18 protein-coding genes are annotated in these 16,342 nt (G+C 66.7%); 12 read left to right on the top strand and 6 right to left on the bottom strand.

The annotated features are described in order from the left end of the window. Positions 1–5: 5 nt before the first annotated feature. A complete protein-coding gene (locus NDO75_RS12715; protein WP_310906718.1) occupies positions 6–230 on the bottom strand; it encodes a hypothetical protein in 225 nt (74 codons plus the stop codon). Between the two features lie 204 nt (positions 231–434). Between NDO75_RS12715 and NDO75_RS12710 the strand changes: the two genes are divergently transcribed. Then, the gene (locus tag NDO75_RS12710; RefSeq protein WP_310906717.1) at positions 435–749 is read left to right on the top strand and encodes a hypothetical protein; all 315 of its coding nucleotides are present in this window, start codon (positions 435–437) and stop codon (positions 747–749) included. Positions 750–851: 102 nt separating this feature from the next. Next, on the top strand, positions 852–1,055 hold the full coding sequence (locus NDO75_RS12705) for a hypothetical protein (RefSeq protein WP_310906715.1): 204 nt from the start codon (positions 852–854) through the stop codon (positions 1,053–1,055). A gap of 15 nt (positions 1,056–1,070) precedes the next feature. Here NDO75_RS12705 and NDO75_RS12700 read toward each other — a convergent pair whose 3' ends face one another. After that, positions 1,071–2,324 carry a GTP-binding protein gene (locus tag NDO75_RS12700; RefSeq protein ID WP_310906713.1) on the bottom strand — a complete coding sequence of 418 codons (1,254 nt, stop codon included), beginning with the start codon at positions 2,322–2,324 and terminating at the stop codon, positions 1,071–1,073. 73 nt (positions 2,325–2,397) lie between these two features. Between NDO75_RS12700 and NDO75_RS12695 the strand changes: the two genes are divergently transcribed. The 4 genes from NDO75_RS12695 (at position 2,398) to NDO75_RS12680 (ending at position 6,756) form a co-directional block, all read left to right on the top strand. Continuing rightward, positions 2,398–2,694, top strand: a complete 297-nt coding sequence (locus NDO75_RS12695) for a hypothetical protein (RefSeq protein WP_254761426.1) — start codon at positions 2,398–2,400, stop codon at positions 2,692–2,694. After that, complete coding sequence (locus NDO75_RS12690; RefSeq protein WP_310906710.1) at positions 2,694–3,668, top strand: ArsA family ATPase; 975 nt, start codon at positions 2,694–2,696, stop codon at positions 3,666–3,668. Before NDO75_RS12695 ends, NDO75_RS12690 begins: the two co-directional genes overlap by 1 nt. A gap of 92 nt (positions 3,669–3,760) precedes the next feature. Beyond that, entirely contained in the window at positions 3,761–4,960 is a 1,200-nt protein-coding gene (locus NDO75_RS12685; protein WP_310906709.1) for a redox-regulated ATPase YchF, read from the top strand. 134 nt (positions 4,961–5,094) lie between these two features. Next, positions 5,095–6,756, top strand: a complete 1,662-nt coding sequence (locus tag NDO75_RS12680; RefSeq protein ID WP_310906708.1) for a fused MFS/spermidine synthase — start codon at positions 5,095–5,097, stop codon at positions 6,754–6,756. Positions 6,757–6,777: 21 nt separating this feature from the next. On the opposite strand, the gene NDO75_RS12675 is transcribed toward NDO75_RS12680, so the two are convergent. After that, positions 6,778–7,572 (bottom strand): helix-turn-helix domain-containing protein, encoded by a 795-nt coding sequence (locus NDO75_RS12675; protein ID WP_310906706.1) that lies wholly within the window; start codon positions 7,570–7,572, stop codon positions 6,778–6,780. Between the two features lie 239 nt (positions 7,573–7,811). On the opposite strand from NDO75_RS12675, the gene NDO75_RS12670 reads away from it, so the two are divergent. Continuing rightward, a complete protein-coding gene (locus NDO75_RS12670) occupies positions 7,812–8,792 on the top strand; it encodes a DMT family transporter (protein WP_310906704.1) in 981 nt (326 codons plus the stop codon). Here NDO75_RS12670 and pth2 read toward each other — a convergent pair. Further along, a complete protein-coding gene (gene pth2, locus NDO75_RS12665) occupies positions 8,789–9,127 on the bottom strand; it encodes a peptidyl-tRNA hydrolase Pth2 (RefSeq protein ID WP_310906702.1) in 339 nt (112 codons plus the stop codon). The genes NDO75_RS12670 and pth2 overlap by 4 nt on opposite strands. A 206-nt stretch (positions 9,128–9,333) precedes the next feature. Between pth2 and NDO75_RS12660 the strand changes: the two genes are divergently transcribed. Continuing rightward, complete coding sequence (locus NDO75_RS12660) at positions 9,334–10,140, top strand: arylamine N-acetyltransferase (protein ID WP_310906700.1); 807 nt, start codon at positions 9,334–9,336, stop codon at positions 10,138–10,140. 94 nt (positions 10,141–10,234) lie between these two features. On the opposite strand, the gene NDO75_RS12655 is transcribed toward NDO75_RS12660, so the two are convergent. Continuing rightward, entirely contained in the window at positions 10,235–11,050 is an 816-nt protein-coding gene (locus NDO75_RS12655) for a hypothetical protein (RefSeq protein WP_310906698.1), read from the bottom strand. A 218-nt stretch (positions 11,051–11,268) separates the two neighbouring features. Here NDO75_RS12655 and dcd point away from each other — a divergent pair, with 218 nt between their 5' ends. The 4 genes from dcd to NDO75_RS12635 all read left to right on the top strand — a co-directional run bounded on the left by dcd (position 11,269) and on the right by NDO75_RS12635 (position 14,850). After that, the gene (dcd, locus tag NDO75_RS12650) at positions 11,269–11,871 is read left to right on the top strand and encodes a dCTP deaminase (protein WP_310906697.1); all 603 of its coding nucleotides are present in this window, start codon (positions 11,269–11,271) and stop codon (positions 11,869–11,871) included. A 190-nt stretch (positions 11,872–12,061) separates the two neighbouring features. After that, positions 12,062–13,141, top strand: coding sequence for a Vms1/Ankzf1 family peptidyl-tRNA hydrolase (locus NDO75_RS12645; RefSeq protein ID WP_310906696.1), 1,080 nt, complete (start codon positions 12,062–12,064; stop codon positions 13,139–13,141). An 88-nt stretch (positions 13,142–13,229) separates the two neighbouring features. Then, entirely contained in the window at positions 13,230–13,919 is a 690-nt protein-coding gene (locus NDO75_RS12640) for a hypothetical protein (protein WP_310906695.1), read from the top strand. 133 nt (positions 13,920–14,052) lie between these two features. Beyond that, on the top strand, positions 14,053–14,850 hold the full coding sequence (locus NDO75_RS12635) for an alpha/beta hydrolase (RefSeq protein ID WP_310906694.1): 798 nt from the start codon (positions 14,053–14,055) through the stop codon (positions 14,848–14,850). Between the two features lie 4 nt (positions 14,851–14,854). Here NDO75_RS12635 and NDO75_RS12630 read toward each other — a convergent pair whose 3' ends face one another. Further along, complete coding sequence (locus NDO75_RS12630) at positions 14,855–16,192, bottom strand: YihY/virulence factor BrkB family protein (RefSeq protein ID WP_310906692.1); 1,338 nt, start codon at positions 16,190–16,192, stop codon at positions 14,855–14,857. Between the last annotated feature and the right edge of the window lie 150 nt (positions 16,193–16,342).

The raw sequence follows: 16,342 nt of genomic DNA, 5'->3' as shown, positions 1-16,342 counted from the left end.
GGCCGTCACGAATGCGTCACGAGATACGTCATCGCGAACAGCACGATCGCGGCCGTGGCCACGTTGACGAGACCGAACTCGATGAAGTCCAGAAACGCCAGTCCCCAGACGATCGTCCAGGCGAACAGCGTGGACAGCACGGCGTTCATCGCGAGCAGCACGCGTGGATCGCCCCGCGAGGACGAGACGCCCGCCTCGAACCCCTCCTGTTCCGAGTCACCGTTGCTCATACAGGGAGACGACGGTAGCGTCACTTAACTGTTCGCTGGCGGAGCACGCGAACCCGATGGGTCGATCGACGGCGTCGCGAGGGCGGTATATAGTAGCCACTGAAAGTCAATGCACACCCGATCGCACAGCCCTCGTGCGATCGGTGTGTAAATCGGTTCAGTTGTTACTATAGCTCTTTGTCTCTCGAGGGCGAAACGACTCGTATGCCCCTTCGAAACCGTCACGGGGTCCCCGTCGATCCGGTCCCGTTCGTCGTGGTAGTCGGGCTCGCGTTCATGATCTTGCTGTCGTTCGGTCCGCTGTACGGCCAGGCGCTCGGCCTGTCGCTCGAGGCGGGAATCGCGGCCTCGGTCGCGCTGTTCCTCGTCGCGCTCACCGTCGCCTTCCACCGCCAGGTGTGGAACGCGGACCCGGAGGCGCTCGTCCCTGCGGCGCTCCGCGCGGAGCGACTGTTCTATCTCATCCCGATCCTGACGGCGCTCATCGTCGCGCTCGCCGTCCCTCTGCTCGTCGGCTGAAGTCACCGCGTTCGGGTCCGCACGCCGGAGTCAGCGTCGAATCGGTGATAATCGTGCCATACCGTCGCATGGATTATGAGGTTGGCCCACGTACGGTCGCCCATGGGATTCATCGACTCGATGAAAGCGGCGCTCGCGTCGCCCGAACCGCGGAGCCGTCCGGACGACGGTTCGAAGGGAGCCTACTGGTGTGACGACTGTGACGTTCGGATCAGGGACGTCGACCTCGAGGGGGAACCGGTCTGCCCGGACTGCGGCGCGGAGATGCGATTCGAACGCGCGACCGGCCGCGACTGCGCGTGCTGAGACAGTAGTAGCGGCTCAGGGCTCGCGGACGACCAGTTCGTCGCCCTGCTCGTCGGGGAACGAACCCTCGAGAGCGTCGTCGCTCGCCCACTCCTCGTCAGGGACGAGCGCGTCCTCGAGGCCCGCGCGCAGTTCCGCCTCGTCGTACTCCGTGCCGATGAAGACGAGTTCGGTCCGGCGGTCGCCGTGCTCGTCGTCCCACTCGAGGTTCGGCCGGTTCGATCGATACATATCGCGCTCGACCTCGGGGAGGCTCGCGATCCAGGGGCCCTGTGCGGTGGCCCTGATCGACGGGCCGGCCTGGGCGATCGACACCCGCATCTCGTTGCCGGCGAGCCAGGCGGTTCCCTTCGCGCGGACGATTTCCGCGGGAAGGTCCTCGAGGAACGCGGTGAATCGATCGGGGTGGAACGGCCGGCGGCGGCGGTAGACGAACGAGGAGACGCCGTAGACCTCGTCGGGATGGTGGTGGCCGTGGTGGTCGTCGTGGTGACCCCCGCTCCCGGCGTGGTCGTGCGCGTCGCCGTCGTGCCCGTGATCGTCTTCGGCCGACTCGAGCGCCCGCTTCCAGCCCGGCAGATCGTTGACTCGGTTCGGATCGAACAGCCCCGCGCCGAGCAGCCGGTCGGGATCGACCGCCGAGAACTCCGTGCGGATCGTCTCCGCGTCCGGCTGGAGCGCGCCGACGAGTTCCTCGGCCTCGGCGAGTTCCGCGTCGGAACAGAGATCGGCCTTGTTGAGCAGGACGAGATTCGAGACCTCGACCTGTTCGACGAGCAGGTCCGACAGCGGCCGATCGTCCTCGTCGCCGCGGCGTTCGGGCGTCTCCTCGCCGCCGAAGGCCGCGAGGAACGCGGGCGTGTCCAGCACGGTCACGAGCGTGTCCACGTCGTACAGCGCCGCGACGCGGGACTCGGTGGTGAACAGCCGCGCCACGGGCGCGGGCTCGGAGATGCCCGACGACTCGACGATCAGGTGGTCGAACGAGCGATCGCGGGCCAGCCTGACCACGGCGGTCTCGAGGTCGTCCTGGAGCTCACAGCAGATACAGCCGTTCGAGAGCTCCGCGACGCCGTCGTCGAGCTCGAGTTCCGAGCCCTCGGCGACGAGTTCGGCGTCGACGTTGACCTCGCCCATGTCGTTGACAAGCACCGCTAGCGTCCGGTCGCCGGCGGTCGACAGCAGGTGGTTGAGTAGCGTCGTCTTTCCGGCACCCAGGCTCCCGGAGAGTATCGTCACCGGAATCGGCTCGTCCGTACCCGTTTCCATACCCGAACGGTGGGGGCGAACTGACTTGAAACCGATCATGAGGGTTTTTAGCATTCACACCCCAGATACGGGCATGGAGCTGGCAGACCGGATCGAAACGTTTCGTGAGACGCTCGAGGAGTGGCTGCGAGGGCTCTACCACGGGATGATCTCGCACCCCGCCTACGAGAAGATCGAGAAGGAAGCCGAGGACACCGAAGACGCGTTCATTCTGGCGTGTTTCCCGGACGCCTTCGGCATTCCGTCGCCGGTCTCGTACTACACGTCGGAGCTGCTGCCCTACCTCGAGGACGAGTTCGAATCGTGGGAACGGCGGCTGTGGGATCGAGACTCGTACATCGAACGCAAGGGACAGCAGTACCACTTCTAATGGAGCCGTTCGTCTTCTTCGGCGGCAAGGGCGGCGTCGGAAAAACGACCGTCTCGTGTGCCTACGCGTTGCGCAGTGCGCGCGACGGGAACCGAACGCTCGTCGTCTCGACCGACCCGGCCCACTCCGTCACTGACGTGTTCGACCAGCCGTTCGACGATTCGCCACAGTCCGTCGAGGGGATCGACGGCCTCGACGCGATGCAGATCGACCCCGAGGACGAGGTGACGCGTCACCTAGACGAGATCCGCCAGGACCTCTCGGAGCAGGTGTCGGCGTCGATGGTCAACGAGATCAACCGCCAGCTCGAGATGGCCCACGGGACCCCCGGGGCCTACGAGTCGGCGCTGTTCGACCGGTTCGTCGACGTGATGCGAAACGCCGAGGCCTACGACCGGGTCGTCTTCGACACCTCGCCGACGGGGAGCACGCTTCGCTTACTCGGCCTTCCGGACCTGCTCGAGGGGTGGATCGACCGGCTGATGCACAAGCGCCGGACGAGCATCGACCTCTTCGAGAAGGCCGCGGTCGGCAGCAACGAGCCCCGGCGCGTGATGGAGGGCGATCCCGTGCTCGCGCGACTGCAGGAGCGCAAGGAGTTCTTCGAGTTCGCGGGCGCGGCGCTACACGACGACGCCGCGTTCTTCCTCGTCATGAATCCCGACGAACTGTCGCTCAACGAGACCCGACGCGCGATCGACGGCCTCCGGGAGCAAGACCTCGCGGTCCGCGGGCTCGTCGCAAACAAGCTGACGCCGTCGCCCGATTCCGACGAGAACGGCCGCGGCGCGCGCTACCTCCGCGAGCGCGTCGAGACCGAAACGGCGCGCCTCGAGACGATCCGCTCGGAGTTCGAGCCGCCGCTGGTCGCCGAGATCGGCTGGCGGAGTTCGGAGGTCAAAGGCGACCTGCTCGACGACGTGGCCGCCGAACTCGACATCGAGACGGCCGTCGAGCCGCCGACGCACGTCTAGCTCGAGCCGGCCGCACGAGCTTGCCACGTCCGGTCATACCACGCTGCCGACGGACAGAAACCCGTTTAGGCACCCCACGACCAGAACGGGTAATGAGTACGAGTTACCGGATCGGACTGGTCGGCAAACCGTCCGTCGGCAAATCTTCCTTCTTCAACGCAGCGACGATGAACGACGTGCCCGAGGGGGCCTACCCGTTCACGACGATCGACCCCAGCGTGGGCGAGGCCTACGTCCGCGTCGACTGCGCCGCGCCGGAGTTCGACGAGGAGTGCACCCCGAACGTCGGCTTCTGCGAGCACGGCACGCGGTTCGTTCCGACGAAACTCGTCGACGTGGCCGGGCTGATCCCCGGCGCCCACGAGGGCAACGGGCTCGGCAACCAGTTCCTCTCGGACCTGAACGAGACCGACGTGCTCGTCCACGTCGTCGACTTCTCCGGGACGACCGACGCCGAGGGCGAGCCCACCGACGGTCACGACCCACGCGATGACATCGCCTTCCTCGAGGAGGAACTCGACCAGTGGTATCTCGGCGTCCTGAAGAAGGGGATCGAACGCTACGAGACGGGCTACACGACCGAGGACGACGCCATCGAGGAGGAGCTCGCCGAGCAGATGAGCGCGTTCAAGACCAGCGAGGACGAGATCAAACGCCTGATCCGGCGCGTCGATATCGGCTTCGATCCTGACGAGTGGGAGGCGGAAGACAGGCTCGAACTCGCCCGCGAGATCCGCAAAGAGACCAAGCCGATGGTGATCGCGGCGAACAAGATGGACACTCCCGAAGCGCAGGAAAACTACGAGGAGATCGCGAACGATCCCGACTACGACCACCTGACGATCGTCCCCTGCAGCGCCCACGCCGAGAAGGCGCTGAAATCGGCCGATCAGGCCGGCGTCGTCGACTACCGACCGGGAGACGCTGACTTCGAACTCACCGGCGACATCTCCGGCGAGCAAGAACAGGGACTCGAGCAGATCCGGGACTTCCTCACCGAGTACGGCGCGACGGGAGTCCAGGCGGCCCTCGAGACGGCGCTGTTCGACGTGCTCGGCGTGACGCCGGTGTTCCCCGGCGGTGCGAACGGACTGGGGAACGAACGCGGCGAGGTGCTGCCGGACTGTTATCTGATCCCGCCGGACTCGACCGCCGAGGACTTCGCCTACAGTCTCCACTCCGACATCGGCGACGGCTTCCTGCACGCGATCGACTGCCGGACGAACCGCCAGCTCGGCAAGGAGTACGAGGTCGAATCTCGGGACGTGATCGAAGTCATCACGACGAACTGACGGGCCGAATCGACAGTGATCGAGCGGCGAGCCGGAGACCGGTCCCCGGCTCACGGGAGTCGGCGGCCGAGGTTCGACCGACGGCCGTGGGACGAGGCGACAGGTACTCGTCACGGGGCCCCTTTGTGCCGACAATGAGTCTGGGGCAGACTGCCGCGTATCGGCCGACGAAACCCGAGCTCGCGGTGTTCGTCTCCGGCGTCACCAGCATGGGCCTCGAGATTCTCGCAGGGCGGATCATCGCGCCCCAGTTCGGGAACAGTATCTACACCTGGGGGAGCATCATTACCGTCTTTCTCGCCGCGCTGAGCCTGGGCTACTGGCAGGGTGGCAAACACGCCGAAACGGCGTCGAACCGGCGGATGACCTGGCTCCTGCTCGGAACCGCGGGCTACGTCGCGATCGTCGTCTACGGGAGCGACCAGCTGCTACTCTCGGCGTCGATGCTGCCGTTGCCGGCCCGGTACGCCTCGCTGCCGGCGGTGCTCGTCCTCTTCGGCCCGCCGACCTACCTGCTGGGATTCATCAGCCCGTACGCGGCCGAGCTCTCCCAGAAAGAGGGGATCGGCGAAGCGTCGGGCCACGTCTACGCGCTCGGCACCATCGGCAGCATCGTCGGCGCAGGCGCGACGACGTACGTCCTCATCCCGTCGCTCGGCATCGACGCGATCGGCTTTCTGTTCGGGCTCATCCTCGTCGCCACCGCGTTCACGCTCACGCTACCCACGCTTTCACCGCGCCCGGCTGGGGCCAGCATCGGCATCGCAGTGGTGCTCGTCGTCGCGGCCGGCATCGGTCCGGTGGCGTTCGACCACCGCGGCGACGTGGTCTACCAGACGCAGACGGCCTATCAGGAACTCGAAGTCGTGGACAGCGACGGCGTTCGGACGCTGTATCTCGACGGTGCCCGCCACAGCGCGATGGACCTCGACGATCCCGATCGACACGTCTTCGAGTACACGCGCTACTTCCACGCCCCCATGCTGATGGTCGACGATCCACAGGAGGTCGAGGACGTGTTGTTCATCGGCGGGGGCGGGTATACCGGTCCGAAGGACTTCGAGCGTTCGTACGACGTCGACGTCGACGTCGTCGAACTCGATCCCGCGGTGACCCGGGCCGCCAAGGAGTACTTCCGCCTCGAGGAGAGCGAGAATCTGACCGCACACACCGAAGACGGACGGGTGTTCCTGCAGAACACCGATAAGAAGTACGACCTGATCGTCCTCGACGCCTACCAGAAAGACCAGGTCCCGGTCCACATGACACAGCTCGACTTCATGGAACTGGCCGAGAATCACCTCGACGAGGACGGCGTCTTCATGGCGAACATCATCGCCGCACCCAGCGGCAGCGGCTCGGCGTTCTACCGGGCACAGTACAAGACCATCGACGAGGCGTTCGCCTCGACTTACAGCTTCCGCACCTCGAGTTGGGACTCGGTCCAGAACATCGAAGTCGTCGCGACGAAAGCCAACACCGACTTCACCGTGGACGAGCTCGAGAAACGAAACCGGAACCGCGAGATCGGGATCGATCTGAGCGGCGAGCTCAGCGGATACATGGCGCCGCCCCAGACTGACGACGTTCCGATACTGACCGAGGACTACGCACCGGTCGGTAAACTCCAGGCGTCGACGGTCGACCAGACGTACGTCATCGAGCAAACTGACGGCGAGCGCCAGACGGAACCCGCGTCGTCGCTCGCGACCGGGCCACAGCCGGCGACGCTCGCACGGCCCGCACCGACCCTCGAGTCGCCGCGTTCGCCGGGACTCGCGCCGGCCGCGCCGTAGGTTCACGCCCGGTTTCGGTCGTCAGTCCGACAACGATTCGGGCTCGAGCGGCGTCGCCGTCCGCCAGTAGTGGTCCAGCGCGTCCACGGCCCACGCGCGCACGGCGTCGTCGTCGGTGTCGACGGACGCTCGCAGGATGCCGTTCTCGTCGCGCAAGAGCAGATAGACCAGATCGTCGACGAGCATCACTGCGATCGGGACTCCCTCTTCGCGGACCCTGATCTCGGCGCCGTCGGCCGCGAGCAGGGCCTCGAGTTGTCCCCGGAGCGCCGTATCGTCGGTCAGCGCGTCGATCGCACTGCGGCCGAACACGCCTCGAAACCGCTGCTCGCCGTCAGTCACGCGCTCTCGAACGACGCCCAACGCTTGTTCGTTAAACGTATGCGAGAACGTCCGGACGTCGACGCCGTCCTCGAGAACGTCGAGTAGCCGCCCCAGCGGCGCGTTCGGCCGCGTGGCGCTGGGAGCGGTGATCGTCGCGTCCGCGAGCCGCCGAAGGTCGACGTCCATCGCGTGGGTCGGCAGGTAGTCCACGATGTCGCGCAGCTTCCCCTCCGTCTCGAGGATCTCTTGCAGGTCGGTAAAGCCCTCCGCGACGAGCCGTCCCGTGGCGGTCGCGACGTACCCGTCGCCGTCTCGTCTGATCCACGACCGGTCCTCGAAGTCACCCAGAATCCGGCCGAGCGTCGCCTGCGAGGCACCGGTCTCGGCCGCTAACTCGGTTCGCGTCCGCCGCCCGGCCGAAAGCAACCGCAGCACCTCGACGCGGTTCGCCGAGAGCGCGAGAAACTCGATCTCCTCGAGCGCCGATTCCATACCCTCTCCTCGTTCCCGCTGTGGTAAACCGTTTTCGCGGTGTGAAACGCTTTCACGACGTGCGGGGGTATCGCGACGGCCGATCGTTTCCCGGCACGCATCGTTTTCTTACCTCGAAATTATTTCTGAACGAAACTATAAACCCGGCGTTCGTACGGTATACTACGATGATTCCCGGTATCTACGCGTCGCTCGTCTACGGGGCGACGGACACGATTCGATTGGGGGTGACGGCGTAAATGGTCTCCCGGCGAACGCTCGCGTTCTTCGCCCTCTCGAGTCTGTTCTTCGGCGGCACGTTCGTCGCCGCGAAGGCCGGACTCGCCTATTTCCCGCCGCTGCTATTCGTCGCGTTCCGGTTCGACATCGCCGCCGTCATCATGCTGACCTACGTGGGCTGGACCTCGTCGCGGACGGAACTGCTCCCGCGGACCCGCGACGACGCCATCGGCATCCTCGCCACCGGCGTTCTCTCCATCGGGCTGGCGAACGCCCTGCTGTTCGTCGGACAGGGGTCCGTCTCGAGCGCCGTCTCCTCGATCGTCTTCAGCCTCAGTCCCGTTCTGACTCCCGTCTTCGCCGCGGTACTGCTCGCCGACGAGCGTCTCTCCGCCCGCGGCGCGACCGGGATGGGGATGGGGCTGTTCGGCGTCGGTCTCGTAGTCAGCCCCGATCCCGCGAACCTGCTGGGCGGGGCCGGCGGCAAGGGGATCCTGTTTGCCGGCGCGGTCAGCGCCGCGCTCGGGGCCGTTCTCATCCGGCGGGCCGACAGCAACCTCTCGAGTACGGTCCGCGTCGCCTGGGGGCTCCCCTTCGCCGCGGCGCTGTGTCACCTGCTGGCCTGGTCCGGCGGCGAGTCGGCGGCGGCGATCGAGTGGACCCCGGAAGCAGTCCTCACGCTCGGCTACGTCAGCCTCTTTGCGGGCGTCCTCGCCTACATCGCCTACTTCGGCCTCATCGACGCGGCCGGTGCAATCCGCGCGAACCTGATCTTCTACGTCGTCCCGGTCGTCTCGACGCTCGGCGGGTGGGCGCTGCTCGGCGAGACCGTCGAAGCGCTCGCGGTCGCCGGCTTTCTGACGATCTTCGCCGGGTTCGCGGTGCTGGGTAGCGAGTCGATCGACCTCGGTTCACGGCTCCCGAGCGTTCTTGCCGACGCGCCGCGAACCGACGACGATTCGACGATCAGGGAGGAGCCGCGGGGCTACCGCTCCGATTAGAAGAGCGAGAGCTCGCCGGTCACGCTATCCACGCGGTCGTCGGCGGCCGGTCCGACGGCCAGTGCGGTGACGGTGCCGGGTTCGAGTTGCGTGTGGCCGGCGTCGCGGACGATCGCGTTCGGAATCCCCGCCTGGTCGGCGATTTCCGAGAGTTCGTGCAGTTGGCGCTCGCTCTCGCCTTTCAGAACGACCTTCTTCTGGCCGCCCTGCTTCCACTGCGATTGCAGTTGGTTGTCCGCCTTCTCGTAGGCCGACAGCGACGCGTGGGCGACCTGTGCGGCGAGTTTCCCCTGTCCCATCCCGATATCCGTGCGGGCGACGATGGCCTGTTTCATGGCCGACTCGAGGAGGGGGAGCCCTTTAGCCGTGACTATACGACGGGATCGACGCGAGTCGGTACTCGTCGCGTGCGAGTCAAAAAGCGGTGCGTCGTCAGTACGACCGAAGGGGTACCGAGCGGAAGCGGCTCCCCGTTATCCGTCGAAGCTGCGTGCTGTACGGGGATTTGATATGTACTCGGGACGAAGTGTTCGACCGAAGGATGAACGTGGACCGCTATCTCGACCGAATCGGTCTCACGGACCCCGGTCCAGCGGACCTACCTGCCGACCTCGACACGCTCCATACCATCGTCCCCGCACACGCCACCAGCGTCCCGTTCGAGAACCTCGACATCGTCGGCCACCCGCACGGTGACTACGCGGGCGACGGTGTCTCGCTTTCTCTCGCCGACCTCTACGAGAAGGTCGTTACTCGCCGCCGTGGTGGCTTCTGCTTCGAGATCAACGGGCTGTTCAATCGGCTGCTCACCGCGCTCGGGTTCGACGCAGATCGCTGTGCCGCTCGCATCGGCGGCGATGACGACAGCCTCGGTCATCCGCCCGCGAACCACCATACGAACGTCGTTCACCTGGACCGAGCGTATCTCGTCGACGTGGGCACCGGGACCCCACAGATACGCGAGCCGATCCCGTTCGATGGGACTCCCGTCGAAGACGCCGTCGGCATCTCCTGGCGGGTCGTCCCCAGCGATGCGCCGCTGTCGGACTACGTCCTTCAGAAACGCGACCCCGGTGCCGACGGCTGGGAGCTCCGCTATCGGTTCCAGACCGAGCCTCGGACGCTCAGTTACTTCGAAGCCACCTGCGAGTTTCTCGCCAACCGGCCGAACGGCACCTTCACTACGGGTCCTATCGTCAAACGCTCCACTCGGAACGGATGGGTCGGTCTCGACGCCGACACCCTCACGCGCCGAACGGGAACCGAAGAGTCAGCCACTGCGGTCGACCCGGAAGAGTGGGACGCCGTCCTCGAGCGCGAATTCGCCATCAGCCTCCCATCGGTCTGAGCCCCCACGAGCACCGTTTCCTGCACCGTCCGTACTGCGCGATCACTACTTCACAGCGATACGCTCGCGGCAACCCCGGCGATCCGAGTCCGTGTCAGTAGACGACTTCGCTCTCGCAGAGCAGTTCCCGTTCCGTCCGTTTCGCCTCCGGTCCCGCCTCGACGAGCGTCGGTTCGTCGACCGGGTCCGAAAACCGGTCGGGGTCGGGCTCGACGCGCTCGAGCAGCGCCGAGAAGGTCGACCCGCGCCGGCCGCTGGCCGAGACGATGCCGCCGTACTTGCGCTCCTCGAACGACGTCTCGTCGGGATCGGGGAACTCCTCGCGGATGATCTCGGCCGTCTCCTGGAGATACGTCGCTGCCTGCTGCTGCGAGTAGCGGCTCTCTTTGTAGTACCGCTCGGCGTGCTCGTCGTCTAACTCCTCCGAGGAGTGTTCCGGCGACTCGTAGCGGATCGATCGCGGTGTCGTGTAGCCGCTCGCGAACCGCATGTTCATCGTGAAACAGTCGGGATATCGGAGGATGAGCGGGGCGAACACCATTTCGGTGATAGTGGTCCGCTGTTGGGCTCGCCACGCTCCCTCGAAGTAGTACGCGGCGAGCGCGCCGATCCGGTCGTCTCGCTCCCCGCGGTTGTACGCCATCGCGACCTCCCGATAGTCGTCCCCGGCGATCCGCCTGAGGCGTCGTTCGAAGGTCTCGGCGATGCGGTCCCGTTCCGCCTCGTACGCGGACAACACCGGGCTATCGGGATCGGCCAGCAGGTCCGCCTTCCGCTCTCGAGCGTCCGCTACGGTCATCATGTTTTCGTGGAAGACACGTTCGGCCTCCGCGTCCGGAAGCGGAATCCTGACCGCTCGCTGGTGTAGAACCTCCGTGTCCCCCGTAAACCGGTCCTGCCTCCCGTCCATGCGTCGGCTTTCACCAGACACCGTTATAATCGATTAGGCCGTCCGAGAGAGGTTTTCAGATCGTTCACATGTTCTGCCGGTCACGATCTTCGAGGAGCCGCCGGCTCCGTGACCGCCGGGCGTGTCGACGGATCGGACGTCGAAGTCGGGGCGGTCCGTCGGCCGACTGCTCATTCGGAATGACGGAATTTATGGCCCAGTGCTGGCTCCTACTCGGTATGATCCTCTCCGACGCGGACATCTTAGAGCGCCTCGAGACCGGCGACCTCGTCGTCGAGCCGCTCGACGACCCGGAGCTGCAAGTCCAGCCCGCCAGCATCGACCTCCGACTGGGACGGGAGTTCCTCGAGTTCCAGCGGACGAACATCCCGTGTATCCACCCCAATTCCGAACAGGAAGTCGGCGAGTACGTCACCGAGACGATCGTCGACGAGGGCGACGACTTCATCCTTCACCCCGGCGACTTCGTGCTCGGCACGACCTACGAGCGCGTCGAGATTCCCGCGGACCTGATCGCCCACGTCGAGGGGCGATCCTCGCTGGGTCGGCTCGCCATCGTCGTCCACGCGACAGCCGGCCTCTGTGATCCCGGCTACCGGGGCCAGATCACCCTCGAGCTCTCCAATCTCGGCAGCGCGCCCGTCGCGCTCACGCCCGGGATGCGCATCTCGCAGCTCACCTTCACGGAGCTCAAGACGGAAGCCGAACGCCCCTACGGCAGCGAGCGCGGCTCGAAGTATCAGGATCAGGACGGCCCGCAGGCCTCGCGCATCCAGAGCGACGACGAGTTCGGCGGCGACCAACTCGAGCGCGACGACTGACCGCGATACCCGACGGTTCGCGGCCACCCGCTGACAGTCGATCACCGTCGGCTGCCGGCAGGGGATTCACCCTCGAGTCGGTCGTACCGGATCATAGACGCCGCGCTGTGATCTCGTGGCTGGGACGCTGGTTCGACAAGCCCGCGGCCCACGGCACGGGTAACGGTGTGGCGACGACACCCTGACACGCATGTCCCGCGTGAACTACGAACTCCACGAGCGACTCGATCGGCTCTCGGCCGCATCGGCGGATCGCGACGTACTCGTTACCCTGGCCGTCCCGCCCGACCAGTCGATCGGCGAAGCGCGCCAGCCCGTCGAAACCGACTACGCCGAGGCGACTCAGCGCGACGACCGACCCGTCCCCAAACCGCTCGAGACGGCCCTCGATGACGTCCGGAGCCGACTGAACGAGTACGACGAGATCCCGGAGGATGGGCTCGTGCTCTACGCCGGCGTCGTCGACGGCGACCTCGTCACCGCCACCTTCGACGATCTGCCCGTCGCCATCGACGAGAGAACCTACGAGCACGCAAACGAGTTCGATCTCGAGCCGTTCGAGGACGTGACGGGCTCCGACGCGACCTACGGGCTGCTGGTCGTCGAGCGCGGCGGGGCCGCGCTGGGCCGGCTGAACGGCGACGGCGTCGACCCCATCGAGACGTTCGACAGCGACGTGCCCGGGAAGTCGAGCGCGGGCGGGCAGTCGGCCGAGCGCTTCGAGCGCGACCGCGAACGGCAGAAGCGCGACTTCTTCGACGAGGTCGCCGAGCGCGCCCGTCTCGAGTTCGTCGAGGGCGAACCGGTCGACGGCGTGTTGCTCGGCGGCACCACGGGCACCGTCGAGGAGTTCCGCGACGAAGCCGAGCTCGATCACCGCCTCGCGGACGAGCTGATCGGCGAGTTCGCCGTCGAGTACGCCACCGAACAGGGCCTCCGCCAGCTCGCCGAGCGCGGCGAAGACGCCGTCGACGAGCGCGACCGGACCGACACGCGCGAGACGCTCGAGATCTTCTTCGAGGGCATTCAGGACGATGAGATTCCCGTGGCTTACGGCCGCGAGGCGGTCGACGACGCCCTCGAGTACGACGCAGTCGAGACGCTCCTGCTCTCGACGGCGCTCGAGGGGCCGCAGTTACAGGAGTTCGGCGACCGAACGCTCGAGCAGGGCGGCGAGACGGTCGTGGTACCGGACGACTTCGCCGACGGCGAGCGGTTCCACGAGGCGTTCGACGGCGTCGGTGCGCTGCTCCGGTTTCCGATCGATTGACGGCCGCGTCGGTCGACCGGTCCCCCATTACCAGCGACCGGCCGTTGCAGGCAGTACCGGCTTGCCTCGAGTCGAGGTAGCAAACCACATGCGTGCCACCTTTTCGGACGACGATATCGACAAACCCGTCAGGAACGCCAACGGGGACGAGGTGGGCGTCATCGCCGCGGTCGAAGGCGACATCGCCCACGTCAGACCCGACCCGTCGGCCGTGGAATCGATCAAGTCCTCGCTCGGCTGGGACGGCGTCGCCGAGCAACGCATCACGCTCGACCGCGCGTCGGTCCGAGAGATCACCGCCGACGCCGTTCGGCTCGAGGGAGAACTGCCCGTCCACGGAGCTCCCGACGTCGAACGCGGGGCCGAGCGCGATCCGGAGACGGAGCCGGCGGGAGGGATGAGCGGGCTCGACGAGACCGAAATCGACGACGAGATGGAAGCCGACCGGCGAGACTCGGCCGACGATCTGGACGCCGTCGAGGACCGGGGCCGCGGTGCGGAGGTCGACCCGGCCGAGTTGACGGACCGAGATACGGGGCTCTCGGCCCGGCCAGACGAGGGCGCCCAGCGGACGGACGCGGCCGTCGAGCCCACCGAGGACGCCGACCGAACCGACGCGGCGGTCGATCCGGACGCGGTTCGCGAATCCGACGCGGCCGATCGTGGGCCGACGACCGAGGACGGCGCGCGGGGAGTCGACGACGATCCAGAGGAGAAACGACTCGCCGACGCCGGCTTGGAGGACGAGACCGACGACGACGCCACCGAGGATCGATAGCCGTCGCGTGGGCACTCGCGTCCGTCACTGCTCGACTGCGACGCTGGCCGTCTCTCGCCCACGAGCCGACGTTCTCTCGCTGCGCGTTTCCGGCCGGTCTACTAAGTCCCTGCTCGTGATACGTCCGACGACTATGGCCCGCAGAGACGAACGAGGCGGTGACAAGGGAACCGACGTCGCCGGCCCCGCGGACGCGCAGTCGATCGTATTCGTTCACGGCGCGATATTCACGCGACGGATGTGGCTGCCCCAGCGACGCGAACTCGAGGACCGGTTCCGCGTCGTCGCCCCGGACCTCCCCGGCCACGGCGCTCGCGCCGACGAGCCGTTCCGAATGGAGCCGGCGATCGACGTCCTCGAGGACGCCCTCGAGACGCACACCGACGGCTCGGCGGTCCTCGTCGGGCTCTCGCTGGGCGGCTACGCGGCGACCGAGTACGCCTATCGGCATCCCGACGCGGTCGACGGGCTAGTGCTGTCGGGCAGCAGCGTGAACCCGACGAGGGGGATAGAGCTCGGCACCCGACTGACCGGCGGGCTGGCGCGGCTCCTGACCAAACCCGACCTCGGGAAGCGCGCCGTCGAGAAACTGGCGACGCGCTGGGTGCGGAATCGGGACCTTCCGCGGGACGTCAAACGGGAGATCATCGACGCCGGCTTCTACCCGAAACCGTTCGGCGACGCGGGGCCGGAGATCGCCGGCGAGGACTTCCGGGCGAAACTCTCGACCGTCCCCGCCTCGACGCTGATCCTCAACGGCGAGAACGACAAGCTGATGCGCCGCGGCGAGCAGGCCCACGCCGCCGCGGCGAGAGACGGGCGCGTCGAGGTGCTCGCGGACGCCGGCCACATCTGCAACCTCCACCGACCGGCGACGTACACGGATCGAGTCCGACGGTTCGTCCGCCGCTCCGTTCCGACGGAACAGTAAGGCGTCAGGAACGTCGCTCGCCGATCGCATCGCGCAGGCGACCGGGGACGTCGAGCAGGGAGATTCCGAAGCCGAACAGGACCATCAGGACGTAGAGGCCGAGCGTCGAGGTCCAGACGACGAACAGCGCGAGGATCGCCCAGCCGCCCTCGAGGAAGTAAAACGCCCCGATGGACATCGCGGTCCCGTACAGCAAGACGAGGTACGGCCCCCAGTCGCGGGCGTGGCCGCGGCGGATCCGGCGGCGAACGTAGCGCTTGAGGTCGCCCTCGAGGGACTCTTTCCTGACGGTTCGGTCCTCGACGTCGTCCTCGAAGTCGTCGACGCGGTCGCGCAGGCGCTCGATCTCCTCGCGCAGGACTTCCGGATCGTCCGCCCGGTCGTGCGTCCGGGCGCTCACACGGCTCGTCGCGGTGCGCTCGCTCTCGCGGTCCTCGGCGGCCCCCTCGTCGGCACCCGTGGCGTCGTCGGTCATCGCTTCTGTCGAGACCTGTCGTCCGCCGGGACTTTGTAGCTGCCGATCCACTTCACGGTCGGCGAGGACCGCGTTGAGGACCGCCGCGAAGACGAGGACGATCGCGCCGAGATACAGCCAGATGAGCACGAGGAAGACGGCCCCGAGCGCGCCGTACACCGTGTAACCGACGGCGATGGTGGTGTACACCGCGAACGTCCGGCTGAGCACGAACCAGCCGACCGCGGCGACGATCGTTCCCGGGACGGCCTCGCGGATCCCTACGTTCGCGTCGGGGAAGATGACGTACAGCGGCAGGAACGTCACTGCCAGTCCGACCACGACGAAAAACTGCCCGACGATAGCCAGTCCGGATCCCGGAAGGAACTGGATCGCGTACTCGAGGATCCCGACGAGGACGAGGCCGCCGGCGATGACGAGGGAGACGATCGTCGCGTCCCAGATCGTATCGAGCAGCGATTTCGACCCCGCGGTGCCGTACACCTCGGAGAAGGCCCGATCGAGGCCGCGCAGCACCCGGCTCGAGCCCCAGAGCAATCCGAGGATACCGACGACGGTCGCTCCCTGCCGATTGGTCTCATCGACGATCGTCTCGGCGAGCAACTCCTGGGCCTGCGCCGTGAGGATGTCCTCGGCCGCGACCGACAGCCGAGTCGCGAGCGCCTCTCCTCCGATCGACGCGGCAATTCCCAGCGCGAGCAACGTCAATGGGACGATCGAGATGAAGCCGTAGAACGCGACCCCGGCCGCCAGCAGCGTCAGCTGTTCGTCCTTCGCGAGCCGGAGAGCCCGCGTCGTCAGCTCGCGTCCCCGACGGTGATCGATCACGTCGATACCTACGTGTCCGGCCGCAATATGTAATCGCATGGCACGCCACCCCAACGGCTCGTTACGTCGGCACTGCCGTTCGCGGCCGCTCGAGTCGGCACCGGTTTCGTTTCCCAGCCCGACCGATCTCAGCCACGTACGGCTTCCGTAGAAACTGTACGGCGGAAATTCGTCACGGCTGTCGGCACT

Origin of the sequence: Natrinema sp. 1APR25-10V2, from assembly GCF_031626495.1 — an archaeon.
Classification (GTDB): Archaea; Halobacteriota; Halobacteria; order Halobacteriales; family Natrialbaceae; genus Natrinema.
Note: the sequence above shows the minus strand (reverse complement) of the source record. Positions and strands in the feature narration are given on the sequence as shown.